Origin of the sequence: Pseudomonas sp. Wu6 (genome assembly GCF_019891515.1) — a bacterium.
Lineage (GTDB): Bacteria > Pseudomonadota > Gammaproteobacteria > Pseudomonadales > Pseudomonadaceae > Aquipseudomonas > Aquipseudomonas orientalis_A.
Window position 1 is genome coordinate 1 of record NZ_JAFLXH010000051.1, and the last position, 15,044, is coordinate 15,044.

The following is a 15,044-nucleotide window of genomic DNA, read 5'->3' on the forward strand; positions in this document are numbered from 1 at the left end:
CGTAAGGGCGGAACCCTAAGTGGCCGTTACCGCAGAAACGGATATGTACTCGTTCCAATCCAACATCCTGGTCGGCCAGAGGCCGCCATCGGGGGCAAGCCCCCTCCCACATTTGGCCCGGGATCGATACCAACATCCCGGTCGGCCTAGAGGCCGCTATCGGGGGCAAGCCCCCTCCCACATTTGGACCGGGATCGACACCAACATCCTGGTTGGCCTAGAGGCCGCCATCGGGGGCAAGCCCCCTCCCACATTTGGACCGAGATCGACACCAACATCCTGGTCGGCCTAGAGGCCGCTATCGGGGGCAAGCCCCCTCCCACATTTCGTCAGGTGTACGCCCTTACAGTTTTTTCTGTCACTGCGGCCCGTGCTCGACTATTGTGGCAACTGTCCCCGTACACTTCTAAACTGTGCCGGTATGTTTCACACAAAAATAAAATACCCGTGAAATCGAGTGCTGCGTCATGACCAATCTGTTGCTCTACCAACGTATTGCCCAGCAATTGGCTGAGGACATCCGGCGGGGTGTCTACCAGCCGGGGGAGCGCGTGCCTTCGGTGCGCAAGATGAGCTCCCAGCTCAATGTGAGCCATGCCACGGTGCTGCAGGCCTATGCCAACCTGGAAGACCAGGGGCTGATCAGGGCGCGGCCGCAATCGGGTTATTACGTGCACCAGACACCGGCACTCACGGCGCCGACGCCGGATATCGCACGGGTTGAACGTCCGGGGTTGGTCACCCGCAGCAGCATCATCCAGCAAGTGTTGGTCGAGTCGCGCCGCGAAGGCGTATTCCCCCTGGGCGCGGCGGTGCCGAGTGTGGATTACCTGCCGGTCCGGGCGTTGCACCAGCAACTGGCCAAGGTCACCCGCTTCCAGAGCCCGCGCGCGTTCAGCTACATGTTCAGCCCGGGCTTTGAACCGCTGCGCCGCCAGGTGGCGATTCGCATGCGCGATGCCGGCGTGGTGGTGGACCCCTCCGAAGTGGTGATCACCCACGGCTGCGTCGACGCGTTGCAGATGTCCCTGCGCGTGCTGACGCGCCCCGGCGATCTGATCGCCGCCGAGTCACCGACCTATTACGGTTTGCTGCAACTGGCCGACCTGCTGGGCCTCAAGGTTATCGAGATCCCCAGTGACCCGGCCACCGGCATGAGCCTGGAGGCCCTGCAACTGGCCGCCAACCAGTGGTCCATCAAGGCGTTGGTGCTGACCACGCGCTTGAGCAATCCCTTGGGCGGGACCATGCCCGAAGAGCGGCAGAAACAGTTACTGCGCCTTGCCTCGGATTTCGATATCCAGATCGTCGAGGACGATATCTACGGCGAGCTGATGTTCGAACTGGGTCGCACCAAGGCCCTGAAAGCCTATGACCGTCTTGACCGGGTCATCTATTGCTCGAGTTTTTCCAAGACCTTGTCCCCCGGCGTGCGCATCGGCTGGATGATTGCCGGCAAGTACCAGCAGGAAATCCAGCGTCTGCAGATGTTCAGCACCCACTCCGCGTGCAGCGTCACACAGATGGGCGTTGCCGCTTACCTGGAGAATGGCGGTTACGACCGGCACCTGCGTTACATCCGCCAGGAATACCGCAAGAACCTCAGCGCTTTTCAACTGGCGGTGCAGCAGTATTTTCCGGAAGGCACACAGATGACCCGCCCGACCGGCGGCTTTATTTTGTGGGTCAGTTTGCCAGGAAGGGTCAATACCCAGGAACTGCACGTGCGCGCCCTGCAACAGGGCATCAGTATCGCACCGGGGCTGATCTTCAGTAATACGGAACAGTTCAACCACTGTATCCGGCTCAATTGCGGCACCCCGTGGAACCGCGAAGCAGAGCGTGCGCTGATGACCCTGGGAATGCTTGCCAGCCAGTTGTGCCAGGAGACGGCGGCGGGTATTTGAGGGGGGTAAAAGGGGACAGGATTGATCTCCATGCTTGTCATAATCCGCACAACAGGCGAGCATATGGCCTTCTGCCGTTAACGCTGTTGGCGATATGACCTCTATTTTTCGCGCTGTCTGGATAGTTGGCTTGTTAGGCCTGTGCAACGCTGGCACTGCGCTGGCGGCATCGCCGGTCACGCAATCCCAGCCCGCCGCAAGCGCCGGGCAGGACGCCGCCGGGCAAAAGCCGGCACCGGTAAAGAAAGCGCCGCAGACGAAGAAAAAAACCGCCAAGTCAAAAAAGCGCGCACCCGTGGCGAGCAAATCCAAGTCCGCTCGCGAAGTCGCCCAGACCAAACTGCCACCGGCACAGTTGGACCTGTCTTTACCCTCGAACATGGTCAGGCTGTTGCAACCCATCGGCACCATGCCCAAGCCCAAGAGCGTGCCGTTGTTGCCGCCAATGTTCAGTGAAAAACCTTCCGACAACAGCGCATTCCAGATCAATGGCCGCTTGCTCAGCAACGAGATGAAGCTGCAATTGCGTAACGATGAGCGGCGTGATGTGGAAGGTGCCGCGCTGGATTTCGAATTCAAGCGATAAACGTTCGATCATCGGTGACCCACGGCCCTGACCATTTGTCGCAGACTGGTCAGTCATCTTTGTTTTGTGCGAAAAACCCCTGTTGGACCATTTTAAAACGGCTGTTTAAGGGCGTACTCTAGCCCGGCCATCCCATTGAGTCGTCGAGGACCTGCTGGTCATGAAATGCCGTGAAGGCTGTGGCGCTTGCTGCATCGCCCCCTCCATCAGTTCGCCGCTGCCGGGAATGCCCCAGGGCAAACCTGCGGGCGTTCGCTGCCTGCACTTGTCGATCGAACAACTCTGCCAGTTGTTCGGCCAACCGGAGCGGCCGGCAGTGTGCAGCGCTTTCAAGGCAGATATCGACGTCTGCGGCAACGACCAGGCCGATGCGATCCGCTTGATCGGCTGGTGGGAGCAGATGACGGCGGCTTGATGGGCTTTACTATCGGAACTTCAACAATAAGGAATACATCGATGGGTTCGCTGAAACGAATGGCTGTGGTCTGTGGTTTTACAATGATGTTCGCCGGTGCTGCCCAGGCCGAGGACTGGCAAGTGGCCAAGGACGAGGACGGGATCAAAGTGTCCCTGAGCGAAGTGGCCGGTTCCAAGTACAAGGCCTATCGCGGGGTGACCGTGATCAAGGCGCCAGTGGCGAAGATCGTTGCACTGCAGGAGGACGTAGCGGGCGCCTGCAAGTGGATTCATGAGTGCAAATCGCAAAAGCTCGTCGACAAGAAAGGCGATGAGGCCTGGACCTACACCCAGTTCAAGGCGCCGTTCCCGGTGACGGACCGTGATTCGTACATCCATGTCACCACCACCCGGTCCGCTGACGGTACCGTCACCCGCAAACTGGAGGGTGTGCCGACCTACAAGCCTGAAGAAAAAGGCTATGTGCGGGTCGCCCAGGTGCAAGGTGCCTGGACACTGGTGCCCAAAAGCGCCAACGAGACCGAAGTGACCTACCAGGTGCACACCGAGCCGGGCGGCAGCGTGCCGTCGTGGCTGGCCAACAAGTTTGTGGTGGACGCACCGTTCAACACCTTGAAAGCCCTGAGGGAACGCGCCGAGAAGTAAGCGCGGCGAATCCTGTGCCTCCTGCCTTGAGTGGAACGTTTGGTGAGCCCTCAAGGTCCAGATAGATGTGAGCCCACACATGGGTTTTATCGAGGAGGCACCGATGCCGAAGTGGAACATTTCTTTCATCAATGACCGTGGTGAGCCGGTAGTCGAGCAATTTGACTGCGATCATGAGCCGACGCTGGAAGAGGCCGCACAGATGGTGCGCATACGCGTGTCGCCGGTATTGGAAAAGCTGGACCTCAACGATCTTGCCGATCGTGTTCCCGATCCTACGGTCAAGAGCTTGCACGACCAAAATGGTATCAAAGACCTCAGGGTCGAACCCGCCGCCTGAATATTCCCTGCATGCCATCTTTGCGCCTCTGGTGCAGGTGGTAGCTTCGCGCTACTCTGCAATCGAGATCAGCGAATCAATCGCTCAGGTCTGGTCTTGTCAGCTACATGCTTGTTTTCCTGCGGTGGTCATTGCCGTGGTACCCGCGCCAGTAGCGCGCGGGCTTCAGCTTCAGGAAGCACGGAAAGTCTATCCATCAGTCTGAGGAGGACGTTTCATGAGCACAGCCTATCAAGAAGACATCAGCACCAACGTTCTGCGCCGCATGAAAGAAGGCGGCTTCGACTTCTCACGCTTTCACCCCATCGAGTTCTACGCCATTTTTCCTGATGAAGAACGGGCGCGCAGGGCTGCGGGTCGATTTCGTGGAGAATCGCTGAACGCCCAGGTCAGCGCACGCGACGATGGTGCCTGGTACTTGGAGTTGAGCAAAATCATGTCTGCAACCTACGACGGTATAGGAGACTTCGAGCAGGACTTTGAGGCAGTGGTAGAGCCGCTTGGCGGGATCATCGAAGGCTGGGGCGTCAAGCAGGAGGTGCGTGGGTTACCCATGTAGCGTTTATGAGCAACACAGCACATCGGCTGACCTTTGGGTCGGCCGATTTTGTTTGAGCCGCCCGCCAATGTTCGAAACGTGCCGCGCGCTTTGTGTGCGCCCAAAAAAAAGCCACCCGAGTAGGGTGGCTGAAAGGGAAGATCGAGGAGCCGATCAGTACACGAGCTGACACGGTACTGGCTGTGCAAAGGGTTTAGCTGTAGGACATGTCCTTTTCAGCCGATGGAGATGATTATCCGCAGGTGCGGGCGGGCAGTGAAATCAACTCTGACTATGCTGGTGATAGTCAGAGGTCGCATCGCCATGAAGCGTGCGGCGAAACTCCGGTGATTACGCGCACCAGGACGGTGCAGTGAGAATCTCCGGGTTGTCCAGGTTTTTGATTTTCAAGTGTTTATGCCGCTGGCACGGGCCTTGCGAAGGTCCATGCGTCCGGGTGACAAGGAGTACGGCATGATCCGCACTTATTACGATGAAATGTACGATGGGGCAGGGCAGGTCCGGCCCCATTACCGCCAGTTTGCCCGTTGGTTGGCCGATACCCCAGCCGAACTGCTGGCCCAGCGTCGGCGCGAGGCCGATTTGCTGTTCCATCGTGCAGGGATCACCTTCACGCTTTATGGGGACGAGCAAGGGACCGAGCGCTTGATTCCCTTCGACACCATCCCCCGCAGCATCCCGGCGAGCGAATGGCGAATGGTCGAGCGCGGCTGTATCCAGCGGGTCAAGGCGCTGAACATGTTCCTCGCTGACCTGTATCACGAACAACGCATCATCAGGGCCGGGATCATTCCCGCCGAACAGGTGCTGGCCAACGAGCAATACCAGTTGGCCATGCAGGGCCTGAACCTGCACCGTGATCTGTATTCCCACGTCTCCGGGGTCGACCTCGTTCGCGATGGCGACGGCACTTACTACGTACTGGAAGACAACTTGCGTACGCCGAGCGGCGTCAGCTACATGCTTGAAGACCGCAAGATGATGATGCGCCTGTTCCCGGAGCTGTTCGCGGCCCAGCGTATTGCGCCGATTGATCATTACCCCAACCTGTTGCTCGACACCCTGAAAAGCGCCAGCCCCCTGGATAATCCCAGCGTGGTGGTGCTGACCCCGGGGCGCTTCAACAGTGCGTTTTTCGAGCATGCCTTCCTTGCCAGGGAAATGGGCGTGGAGTTGGTGGAGGGCGCCGATTTGTTCGTGCGCGATGACCGCGTATTCATGCGCACCACCGACGGCCCCAAGGCGGTGGACGTGATCTACCGCCGTCTCGACGACGCGTTTCTCGACCCCCTGGCCTTCAACCCGGCCTCGATGCTCGGCGTGCCGGGCCTGCTGGCCGCCTACCGTTCGGGCAATGTCGTGCTGGCCAATGCCATCGGCACCGGGGTGGCGGATGACAAATCGGTCTACCCCTTCGTCACCGAGATGATCCGTTTTTACCTGGATGAAGAACCGATCCTGCAGAACGTTCCGACGTTTCAATGCCGTAAGCCCGACGAGTTGTCCCACGTCCTGGCCCACTTGCCCGAGTTGGTGGTCAAGGAAACCCAGGGCTCCGGCGGCTACGGCATGCTGGTGGGCCCGGCGTCCACCGCTGCGGAAATCGAGGCGTTCCGCGCACGCATCAAGGCCAAGCCCCACGCCTATATCGCCCAACCCACCCTGTGTTTGTCCACTTGCCCGACGTTTGTAGAAAACGGCATCGCCCCACGGCATATCGACCTGCGCCCGTTCGTGCTGTCCGGCAAGGACACCCGCGTGGTGCCCGGTGGCCTGACCCGTGTAGCGCTGCGCGAAGGTTCGCTGGTGGTCAATTCGTCCCAGGGCGGCGGCACCAAAGACACCTGGGTGGTCGAGGATTGACCTGTGTTGATTAAAAACTGTTCCCCCCTGGAGGCGGCATGAGACTCTCCATCAGCCACGAAACCACCTACCGCTACGAAGACCAGGTGCGCGCCAGCATCCAGTATCTGCGCCTGACGCCCCACGACAGCGAGCGCCAGCACGTGCTCAGCTGGCAGCTTGACCTGCCGCGCCCTGTGCGGGCGCAGGTGGACCCGTTCGGCAACATCCTGCATGTGCTGACGCTGGACGAACCTCACGACTCCATCATTATCGGCGCCCGTGGCCAGGTGGATATCGACGAGCTGCGCGAGGCTGAACATGAGAGCCAGTCGGCCTTTCCGTTCCTGCGCGGCACGCGCCTGACCGAACCCGACGAAGCCCTGCGCGGTTTTGCCCGGCAGCACTGCCACCAGCGGCGTGACCGCACGGCCCTGATCGACCTGATGCAGGCCTTGAACCAATCGATGCGCTACACGCCGGGCGCCACCCAGGTCGACACCTGCGCGGCTGAAGCCTTCGCCGGCCACGCGGGCGTCTGCCAGGACCATACCCATGCGTTCCTGGCCTGCGCGCGCAGCCTGGGCATTCCGGCGCGGTATGTATCAGGGTATTTGTACACCGAAGACACTACACACCTGGCCAGCCATGCCTGGGCCGAAGCCTGGCTGGACGACGCCTGGTACAGTTTTGATGTGACCAACCAGTTGGCCCGGCCGGAGCGGCACTTGAAGCTGGCCGTGGGCCTGGACTACCTGGATGCCTGCCCGGTGCGCGGCATGCGCCGTGGAGGTGGGCATGAGCAGATGCATGCCAAGGTGTTCGTGGCGCCGACTCCGGTGATTGCCGTGCAACAGCAATAATCTGAGACTTAATGCCGTCCAAATGTGGGAAGGGGATTGCCCTGATACCGTCTGTAGGAGCGAGCTTGCTCGCGAAAAACTCACAGGCACCGCGCTCATTCAGAAAGCACGCGTTATCGTTGACATTTTTCGCGAGCAAGCTCGCTCCTACAACGGGTATTAGGGCAATGCACCTACGCGAGCCTCAAGGCATCTGCTTGCGCCCCGCCATATGCCGCAAGTACCCCACCAGCAGATCCAACTCGTTGTCCGGCAACACACTGACCGCAAACGCCGGCATCTTCGCCTGCGGCCAGTGCCTCAGGCTTTGTGGGTCGCGAATGTACCGCTTGAGGAAATCGCCGATGAAATATTCAGTGGGGTTGTAGGGAATATTCAGATCCGGCCCCACCTGTGCATCACCGGCCCCATTAAGGCGATGGCAGGCCAGGCAGTTCTTCTGAAACAGCGCAAAGCCTTGATTGACCGGGTCATCCGCCGGCAACGTCGGGTCGGGTAACAAGGCGGGGAAGCGCTCGGCGACCGTCTGTAATTGCTTGATCCTGGAGATCTGGAAGGGCCACTGCTCCGGGCTGACATGCCCTGCCTGCGGGTCGGTCCACACCAGATAGAACGGCCCGGCGCTCGGTTTGCCTGGCGTCAGGGCGGGCCAGGGATGGGCCTGGTCTTCCACTGCCAGCCAGGCGCGCGCGCCGTTTTTTTGCAGCAGGGGCGCGGCGGCGAGTTCAGCGGCAAAACCGTCAAGGGCGACCGCTTGCAGATGGCTCGCAGGGTTCAGGCCCTTCAGGAGAACCGCCAAAGGCACTGCGCGATAGGTCATGGTGCGCTTGTAGGAAACATCATCGACAACCTGCACCGTCTGCGCGTCGGGGTGCTTGAGCAGGTCCGAGGTCTGCCAGGTCTTGCTGGCGTGGTCCAGTTCAACGGTCAATTGCGCGGCCCAGGCGGGCAGGGCCAGCAGCAGGGCGACGAAGGCGAGGATCGATTTCAAGGGATAGCCCGGGTTCGCAGTGGCGGAAAACGCACGATAGCGCAAATCCGCACGTAAAAAGACAGCCCCCGCAACGGGACCGCTATTCGCAATGTCCCGGCAGGTGCTGCCAAAAGCTGCAGTGCCGATGCTGTGGGTGCGCGCAACAGGTCGCTCGCGTCGTCACCCGATAACCTTGGTTAAGTTGGGCAAGATCAGAATCAGTGTGGTGGCGAACAGAATAAGTCCCGCCTGACGTACTTTCGAATGTTTGAACATGGCTGACTGCCTTTTGTTGTTATTCCTGAGCGTCAAATGCGTGCCTGTTACTCAAGTATCGCGATCTGGCGTGACATTTTTCTTACAGCGGCTCCAGCAAAACCCGGCAGCAGCTTCTTACAGATTCAACCTTAGAGCCCTCGTTCTTCGGCGCTTAGATCCATTTCATATCAACTCATCACGTTTTCTGCTTAAAACGGCATGAGGCCTAGTGCCATCTTGGCGCCAACCCCAAGGCTAGACAGCTAAAACGATTAACCCGGGGTTTCCCATAGCTGCCTACCGTTCGTCCGAGCGAGGGGGTCAAAAGCAATGAGCGCATCCGTCATTGAAACCGTGTCAATCGGGCCTAAGGTAAGGGCATACGCCCACTGTGGTTCGAGGACATCATGACCCAAGCTCTGATCTTTGATGCGATACGCACGCCCCGTGGCAAGGGCAAGGCCGACGGTGCCCTGCACAGCGTCAAGCCGGTAAACCTTGTCGCCGGCCTGCTCACCGCGCTGGCGCAGCGTTGCGACCTCGACACCCGCCAAGTGGATGACATCGTCCTCGGGTGCGTCACCCCGGTGGGCGATCAGGGCGCCGATATCGCCAAGACCGCCGCGCTGGTCGCGGACTGGGACGTCAGCGTCGCCGGCGTGCAGATCAACCGCTTCTGCGCCTCGGGCCTGGAGGCGGTAAACCTGGGGGCAATGAAAGTACGCTCCGGATTTGAAGACCTGGTGGTGGTCGGCGGCGTCGAATCCATGTCCCGCGTGCCGATGGGCAGCGACGGTGGCGCCTGGGTACTCGACCCGCAAACCAACCTGCACAGCCACTTCACGCCTCAGGGCATTGGTGCCGACCTGATCGCTACCCTGGAAGGCTTCACCCGCCAGGACGTGGACACCTTTGCCCTACAGTCGCAGCAGAAAGCCGCCAGGGCGCGGGCAGACGGTTCCTTCAACAAGTCGCTGATCGCGGTGCAGGACCAGAACGGCATCGTGCTGCTGGACCATGACGAATTCATTCGCGGCGACTCAACCCTCGAGGGCCTGGGCAAGCTCAAGCCCAGCTTCGAAATGATCGGCCAGATGGGCTTTGACGCTACCGCGCTGCGGGTCTACAGCCATGTGGAACGCATCGACCATGTGCACACGCCGGGCAACAGCTCCGGCATCGTGGATGGCGCCGCGTTGATGTTGCTCGGCTCCGAGGCCAAGGGCCGCGAACTGGGCCTGCAACCACGGGCGCGCATTGTCGCCACGGCCGTCACCAGCACCGACCCGACCATCATGCTCACCGGCCCTGCACCGGCCACCCGCAAGGCGCTGGCCAAGGCCGGCCTGCGCGTTGAGGACATCGACCTGTTCGAGGTCAACGAAGCGTTTGCGTCGGTCGTGCTCAAATTCATCAAGGACATGGGCATCGACGCCGCCCGCGTCAATGTCAACGGCGGCTCGATCGCCATGGGCCACCCCTTGGGCGCCACCGGCTGCGCGATCCTCGGCACCTTGCTCGACGAGCTGGAGGTGCGTCGGCATCGCTACGGCCTGGCCACCCTGTGTGTCGGCGGTGGCATGGGTATCGCCACCATCATCGAACGCCTCTGAGCCCAAGGACACTGTCATGACCGACGCCATTCGTTACGAAAAAGGCCAGGACCAGATCGTGGTACTGACCCTCGACATGCCCGGCCAAAGCGCCAACACCATGAACGCGGCCTACCGTGAGGCGATGGCGGCCACCATTGCGCGCCTGGAGGCGGAAAAGGACACCCTGGCCGGGGTGATCATCACCTCGGCCAAGAAAACCTTCTTTGCCGGTGGCGACCTCAATGAGCTGATTCAGGTCGACAAAGCCCAAGCCAAGGCGTTCTACGCCGACGTAGGCGTGTTGAAGGCCCAACTGCGCAGCCTGGAAACACTCGGCAAGCCGGTGGTGGCCGCGATCAACGGCGCGGCCCTTGGTGGTGGCTGGGAGATTTGCCTGGCCTGTCATCACCGCATCGCGCTGGACGACACGTCCGTGCAGCTCGGCTTGCCGGAAGTCACCCTGGGCCTGTTGCCGGGTGGCGGCGGGGTGGTGCGCATGGTGCGTTTGCTGGGCCTGGAAAAAGCCCTGCCGTATCTGCTGGAAGGCCAGAAAGTGCGGCCGGCGCAGGCATTGCAGGCGGGCCTGATCGATGACGTGGCGGCAGATCGCGGCGAGCTGCTGGCCAAGTCGCGCGCCTGGATCCTGGCGAATCCGCAGGCCAGGCAGCCGTGGGACAACAAGGGCTACCAGATTCCCGGGGGCACCCCGTCGAACCCGAAAGTCGCGCAGATGCTGGCCATTGCGCCGTCGATTCTGCGCAGCAAGACCCAGGGCTGTTTCCCGGCACCGGAGAAAATCCTCTGCGCCGCCGTGGAAGGCGCACAGGTGGATTTCGACACCGCACACCTGATCGAAACCCGCTATTTCACCGAGCTGGTGACCGGTCAGGTGGCGAAAAACATGATCGGCACGTTCTGGTTCCAGCTCAATGAAATCAACGCCGGCCGCTCGCGACCACAAGGTTTTGCGCGGTATGTGACGCGCAAGGTCGGCGTACTCGGCGCCGGCATGATGGGGGCGGGCATTGCTTACGTCAGTGCCTGTGCGGGCGTTGACGTGGTGCTCAAGGACATCAGCCTGGCCACTGCCGAGAAGGGCAAGGCCCATTCGGCGGCGTTGCTGGACAAGAAAGTCAGCCGTGGGCAACTGACCGCCGAGCAGCGGGAAACCATCCTGGCGCGGATTCACCCTGCACAGGATGACGCTGACCTGGCCGGCTGTGATTGGGTGATCGAAGCGGTGTTCGAAGACCGCGAACTCAAGGCCAGGGTATCGGCCGCCGCACAACGCGTGGTCGGTGCAGACGCGGTGATCGCCTCCAACACCTCGACATTGCCCATCAGCGGCCTGGCGAGCGCAGTGCCCGACCCTGGCAAATTCATCGGCCTGCATTTCTTCAGCCCGGTGGACAAGATGGCCCTGGTGGAAATCATCAAGGGCGCTCACACGAGTGACGAAACCCTGGCTCGGGGGTTCGACTTCGTACTGCAAATCAAGAAAACCCCGATTGTGGTCAACGACAGCCGCGGCTTCTTCACCTCGAGAGTATTCGGCACATTCACCAACGAAGGCATCGCCATGCTCGGCGAAGGCGTGGCCGCGCCGATGATCGAGACCGAAGCGCGCAAAGCTGGTATGCCGGTAGGGCCGCTGGCGGTGTCTGATGAAGTGTCCCTGAGCCTCATGAGCCATATCCGACAGCAAACCGCCAAGGACCTGCAAGCGCAGGGCAAGGCAGCGCCGACCCATCCGGCGACGGCGGTGATCGATCTGCTGGTCAACGACCACAAGCGCACGGGCAAAGCCGCAGGTGGCGGTTTCTATGACTATCCGGCAGGCGCCCGGAAGCGTCTTTGGCCCGAACTCAAGACGCGGTTCGAACAGCCCGATAAACAGATTTCGCCCCAGGACGTGCGCGATCGCTTGTTGTTTATCCAGGCCATCGAAACCGTGCGCTGTGTGGAGGAGGGCGTGTTGATGTCCACCGCCGACGCCAATATCGGTTCGATCTTCGGCATTGGCTTTGCGGCCTGGAGTGGCGGCGCGCTGCAGTTTATCAACCAGTACGGCCTGGACGACTTTATCGCCCGGGCGCGCTATCTGGCCGAGCAGTACGGGGAGCGTTTCGCGCCACCGGCGTTGTTGCTGGAGAAAGCGGCACAAGGCGCAACCTTTTGCTGATCAACCAGGGGCTTGCTTTGCAGATACCTTTCAAGGCACGCTCTGGGGTGTTCAATATTCCCATCGCCGTGTCAGGTATTTTTTATGTCGCTACGCGTCTGCATCCTGGAAACCGATATCCTGCGTCCGGGCCTGATCGATCAGTACCAAGGCTACGGGCAGATGTTCAAGCGCCTGTTCGCCAAGCAGCCGATTGCCGCCGAGTTTGTGGTGTACAACGTGGTGCAGGGTGAATACCCGCCGGATGACGAAGTGTTTGACGCGTACCTGATTACCGGCAGCAAGGCCGACTCGTTCGGCACCGACCCATGGATCCAGACCCTCAAGACCTACGTGCTAGAGCGCTATGAGCGCGGCGACAAACTGTTGGGTATCTGCTTCGGCCACCAGTTGCTGGCGTTGCTGCTCGGCGGCAAGACCGAACGCGCCAGCCAGGGCTGGGGCATGGGCATCCACGATTACAAGCTCGATGCCAAGGCGCCCTGGATGAGCCCGGAAGTACCGGAACTGACGCTGTTGATCAGCCATCAGGACCAGGTCACCACCTTGCCGGAAAATGCCACGGTCATCGCCTCGAGTGAGTTTTGCCCCATCGCGGCGTATCACATTGGCGACCAGGTATTGTGCTTCCAGGGCCACCCGGAATTCGTGCAGGACTATTCCCGCGAACTGCTTGAGATTCTTCAGACAACCCTGGGCGAAAAGGTCTACACCAACGGCGTGGCCAGCCTTGAGCGCGACCACCACGGTGCGACCGTGGCGGAATGGATGATGCGCTTTGTGGCGCACAAACCTAAAGCCAACCCGACCGTTTGAAGCTCGCCCACAAGCTGGTGCAGCCCACCGCAATAAACCCGAGCACTGCAAAGTAGCCGTAGTGCCATTGCAGCTCGGGCATGTTCTGGAAATTCATCCCATAAATCCCCGCCACCGCCGTGGGGAACGCGAGGATCGCCGCCCAGGCGGCGAACTTGCGCTGCACCACACTCTGGCGCGAGGCCTCCAGCAGCACGCCGAGCTCGATGGTCTGGCTGGCAATGTCGCGCAGAGTCGTCAAGTCTTCCATCTGCCGCGTGACGTGGATCTGCACGTCACGGAAATACGGGCGCATGTTCTTGTCGATAAACGGAAAGCTCAGCTTCTGCAACTCCTGGCTGATCTCCACCATCGGCGCCACATAGCGCTTGAGCCGCAGCACGTCGCGGCGCAGGCCGTGGAGGTTCTGGATATCGCGCTCGCTCAGGGAACTGCACAGCACATTGCGCTCCAGTTCATCGATCTCGGCGTGGATCGCTTCGCTGACCGGCTGGTAGTTTTCGGTGACGAAATCCAGCAAGGCATAGAGTACGAAATCTTCCCCATGCTCCAGCAACAACGGACGTGCCTCACAGCGCTGGCGCACAAAACCGTAGGACGCCGAATGCCCGTTGCGGGCGGTGATTATGTAGCCATTGCCGGCGAAGATATGGGTCTCGATAAACTCCAGCTTGCCGTTCTCGCGCACCGGTGAGTAGGTGACGATAAACAACGCGTCGCCGAAGGTTTCCAGCTTCGGGCGACTGTGTTTTTCCATGGCGTCTTCGATCGCCAGTTCATGCAGGTTGAACTGGTGCTGCAGGTTGGTCAGTTCCTGAGCACTGGGTTCTTCCAGGCCGATCCACACAAAGTGGCCGGGTTTGGCGGCCCAGGCCGCACCTTCGTCGAGGGTGATATCCGTGACTTTCTTTCCGGCGCTGTAGACGGCGGCGGCAACGACTCTACCCATGGTGCTGATCACTTCTTATCTGGAGGACAGGTGTTGGGCAGCTTAGCGTGAATGGCGTTCCCTGAAGTGATCGTTCCCACGCTGCGCGGTGATCGTTCCCACGCTCTGCGTGGGAATGCCTCCCGTGACGCTCCGCGTCGTCCGCACGGCGCAGGCGTTCAAGCGCCTTGCAGTTCGCGATCCATCTGCGCAATGCACGCATCCATCTGCGCCTGGCACGCCTGCATCAGCGTCGGAACGTCGTCCGCCGTCATCCCCACAGTAGGAATCGGCGCCAACGAACGTATGAGCACCTCGCCACTGTTCCAGCGATTAAGGCGCATATGCGTGACATAGTTACTGACACACACCTGCACGATCGGCACACCGGCCGCAATCGCCATATGGAACGCGCCCTTTTTGAACGGCAACAAACCTTTGCCGAGGTTGCGCGTGCCTTCCGGAAATACCCAGATGGACGTGTCTTCATGCTGCAGGGTGCGGGTCGTGGTGAGCATGGCACGGCGTGCCTTGTGCGCATTGCCGCGGTCGATCAGCACATTGCCGGCCAGCCAGAACAACTGGCCGAACAACGGCACCCACTTAAGGCTTTTCTTGGCAATGCATACCGTGCGACGCGGCACCACGGTGCCCAGCACGAACAGATCATAGTTGGACTGGTGGTTGGCGATCACCACGCAGGTGCCGGGCTTGTTGCGCAGCGAGTCGACCTCCGTCCTCACTTTCAAGCGCAGTATCCACATGGCGGGCAGTGCATAGAGGCGGGCGCAGAGGCGACTGTTGTCAGGATTGAACGGGCGGCATACCCCTATGAGCACGCCCACTATCCCGGCGAGCATAAAGTGCAGGCCCATCAACAACATACGTAACAGAAAAAGCATCGACACGGCCCATCGGAACAAAAGGTGGCGCAGTGTACGGATGTGCACTGTATTCGGCAATTGCCCCTAAAGACGTAGGAGATAGGCGATGTTTAAGCGCATGTTTCAACATAGGCCGATAAAGCCTGTCTAGAGCGGCGCAGGCTGTTTCGGCTTTGGCTGTAAGAAAAAGCCCGACTCAAGGTCGTAATGTCGTTCAGTTAAGGCTTTTTGTAGGAGCGAGCTTGCTCG

The 15,044-nt window shown here is 60.4% G+C and carries 14 protein-coding genes; 11 read left to right on the top strand and 3 right to left on the bottom strand.

Annotation, left to right across the window (positions count from 1 at the left end):
- Positions 1-467: 467 nt before the first annotated feature.
- The 8 genes from J1G34_RS24675 (at position 468) to J1G34_RS24710 (ending at position 7,159) form a co-directional block, all read left to right on the top strand.
- Complete coding sequence (locus J1G34_RS24675; protein ID WP_065895461.1) at positions 468-1,907, top strand: aminotransferase-like domain-containing protein; 1,440 nt, start codon at positions 468-470, stop codon at positions 1,905-1,907.
- A 94-nt stretch (positions 1,908-2,001) separates the two neighbouring features.
- The gene (locus J1G34_RS24680) at positions 2,002-2,493 is read left to right on the top strand and encodes a translation initiation factor 2 (RefSeq protein WP_065895460.1); all 492 of its coding nucleotides are present in this window, start codon (positions 2,002-2,004) and stop codon (positions 2,491-2,493) included.
- Between the two features lie 160 nt (positions 2,494-2,653).
- The gene (locus tag J1G34_RS24685) at positions 2,654-2,908 is read left to right on the top strand and encodes a YkgJ family cysteine cluster protein (RefSeq protein WP_065895459.1); all 255 of its coding nucleotides are present in this window, start codon (positions 2,654-2,656) and stop codon (positions 2,906-2,908) included.
- A gap of 41 nt (positions 2,909-2,949) precedes the next feature.
- Positions 2,950-3,555, top strand: coding sequence for an START domain-containing protein (locus J1G34_RS24690; protein WP_065895458.1), 606 nt, complete (start codon positions 2,950-2,952; stop codon positions 3,553-3,555).
- 79 nt (positions 3,556-3,634) lie between these two features.
- Positions 3,635-3,895 carry a hypothetical protein gene (locus J1G34_RS24695; RefSeq protein WP_065887803.1) on the top strand — a complete coding sequence of 87 codons (261 nt, stop codon included), beginning with the start codon at positions 3,635-3,637 and terminating at the stop codon, positions 3,893-3,895.
- A gap of 217 nt (positions 3,896-4,112) precedes the next feature.
- Positions 4,113-4,454, top strand: a complete 342-nt coding sequence (locus J1G34_RS24700) for a ribonuclease E inhibitor RraB (RefSeq protein WP_057721151.1) — start codon at positions 4,113-4,115, stop codon at positions 4,452-4,454.
- A gap of 453 nt (positions 4,455-4,907) precedes the next feature.
- Positions 4,908-6,317 (top strand): circularly permuted type 2 ATP-grasp protein, encoded by a 1,410-nt coding sequence (locus tag J1G34_RS24705; RefSeq protein WP_065895457.1) that lies wholly within the window; start codon positions 4,908-4,910, stop codon positions 6,315-6,317.
- A gap of 38 nt (positions 6,318-6,355) precedes the next feature.
- Positions 6,356-7,159, top strand: coding sequence for a transglutaminase family protein (locus tag J1G34_RS24710; protein ID WP_222994775.1), 804 nt, complete (start codon positions 6,356-6,358; stop codon positions 7,157-7,159).
- Positions 7,160-7,343: 184 nt separating this feature from the next.
- Here the strand turns inward: J1G34_RS24710 and J1G34_RS24715 are convergent, their stop codons facing one another.
- Positions 7,344-8,150 carry a c-type cytochrome gene (locus J1G34_RS24715; RefSeq protein ID WP_222994776.1) on the bottom strand — a complete coding sequence of 269 codons (807 nt, stop codon included), beginning with the start codon at positions 8,148-8,150 and terminating at the stop codon, positions 7,344-7,346.
- 647 nt (positions 8,151-8,797) lie between these two features.
- Here J1G34_RS24715 and J1G34_RS24720 point away from each other — a divergent pair.
- From J1G34_RS24720 to J1G34_RS24730, 3 genes are all read left to right on the top strand, one after another.
- The gene (locus J1G34_RS24720; RefSeq protein WP_222994777.1) at positions 8,798-10,003 is read left to right on the top strand and encodes an acetyl-CoA C-acetyltransferase; all 1,206 of its coding nucleotides are present in this window, start codon (positions 8,798-8,800) and stop codon (positions 10,001-10,003) included.
- Positions 10,004-10,019: 16 nt separating this feature from the next.
- Positions 10,020-12,167, top strand: coding sequence for a 3-hydroxyacyl-CoA dehydrogenase NAD-binding domain-containing protein (locus J1G34_RS24725; RefSeq protein WP_222994778.1), 2,148 nt, complete (start codon positions 10,020-10,022; stop codon positions 12,165-12,167).
- An 84-nt stretch (positions 12,168-12,251) separates the two neighbouring features.
- Complete coding sequence (locus J1G34_RS24730; protein WP_065898134.1) at positions 12,252-12,983, top strand: amidotransferase; 732 nt, start codon at positions 12,252-12,254, stop codon at positions 12,981-12,983.
- Here the strand turns inward: J1G34_RS24730 and J1G34_RS24735 are convergent.
- Both J1G34_RS24735 and J1G34_RS24740 read right to left on the bottom strand, forming a co-directional pair.
- Positions 12,961-13,932, bottom strand: coding sequence for a magnesium and cobalt transport protein CorA (locus J1G34_RS24735; RefSeq protein ID WP_065895469.1), 972 nt, complete (start codon positions 13,930-13,932; stop codon positions 12,961-12,963). The genes J1G34_RS24730 and J1G34_RS24735 overlap by 23 nt on opposite strands.
- Before the next feature lie 158 nt (positions 13,933-14,090).
- Entirely contained in the window at positions 14,091-14,813 is a 723-nt protein-coding gene (locus J1G34_RS24740) for a lysophospholipid acyltransferase family protein (RefSeq protein WP_222994779.1), read from the bottom strand.
- Between the last annotated feature and the right edge of the window lie 231 nt (positions 14,814-15,044).

Bases quoted from the DNA above. Each gene is read 5' to 3' on its own strand.
- J1G34_RS24710 (WP_222994775.1), top strand. From the start codon at position 6,356: ATGAGACTCTCCATCAGCCACGAAACCACCTACCGCTACGAAGACCAG.
- J1G34_RS24720 (WP_222994777.1), top strand. From the start codon at position 8,798: ATGACCCAAGCTCTGATCTTTGATGCGATACGCACGCCCCGTGGCAAG.
- J1G34_RS24695 (WP_065887803.1), top strand. From the start codon at position 3,635: ATGGGTTTTATCGAGGAGGCACCGATGCCGAAGTGGAACATTTCTTTC.
- J1G34_RS24705 (WP_065895457.1), top strand. From the start codon at position 4,908: ATGATCCGCACTTATTACGATGAAATGTACGATGGGGCAGGGCAGGTC.
- J1G34_RS24690 (WP_065895458.1), top strand. From the start codon at position 2,950: ATGGGTTCGCTGAAACGAATGGCTGTGGTCTGTGGTTTTACAATGATG.
- J1G34_RS24740 (WP_222994779.1), bottom strand. From the start codon at position 14,813: ATGCTTTTTCTGTTACGTATGTTGTTGATGGGCCTGCACTTTATGCTC.
- J1G34_RS24685 (WP_065895459.1), top strand. From the start codon at position 2,654: ATGAAATGCCGTGAAGGCTGTGGCGCTTGCTGCATCGCCCCCTCCATC.
- J1G34_RS24700 (WP_057721151.1), top strand. From the start codon at position 4,113: ATGAGCACAGCCTATCAAGAAGACATCAGCACCAACGTTCTGCGCCGC.
- J1G34_RS24675 (WP_065895461.1), top strand. From the start codon at position 468: ATGACCAATCTGTTGCTCTACCAACGTATTGCCCAGCAATTGGCTGAG.
- J1G34_RS24725 (WP_222994778.1), top strand. From the start codon at position 10,020: ATGACCGACGCCATTCGTTACGAAAAAGGCCAGGACCAGATCGTGGTA.
- J1G34_RS24680 (WP_065895460.1), top strand. From the start codon at position 2,002: ATGACCTCTATTTTTCGCGCTGTCTGGATAGTTGGCTTGTTAGGCCTG.
- J1G34_RS24730 (WP_065898134.1), top strand. From the start codon at position 12,252: ATGTCGCTACGCGTCTGCATCCTGGAAACCGATATCCTGCGTCCGGGC.
- J1G34_RS24735 (WP_065895469.1), bottom strand. From the start codon at position 13,932: ATGGGTAGAGTCGTTGCCGCCGCCGTCTACAGCGCCGGAAAGAAAGTC.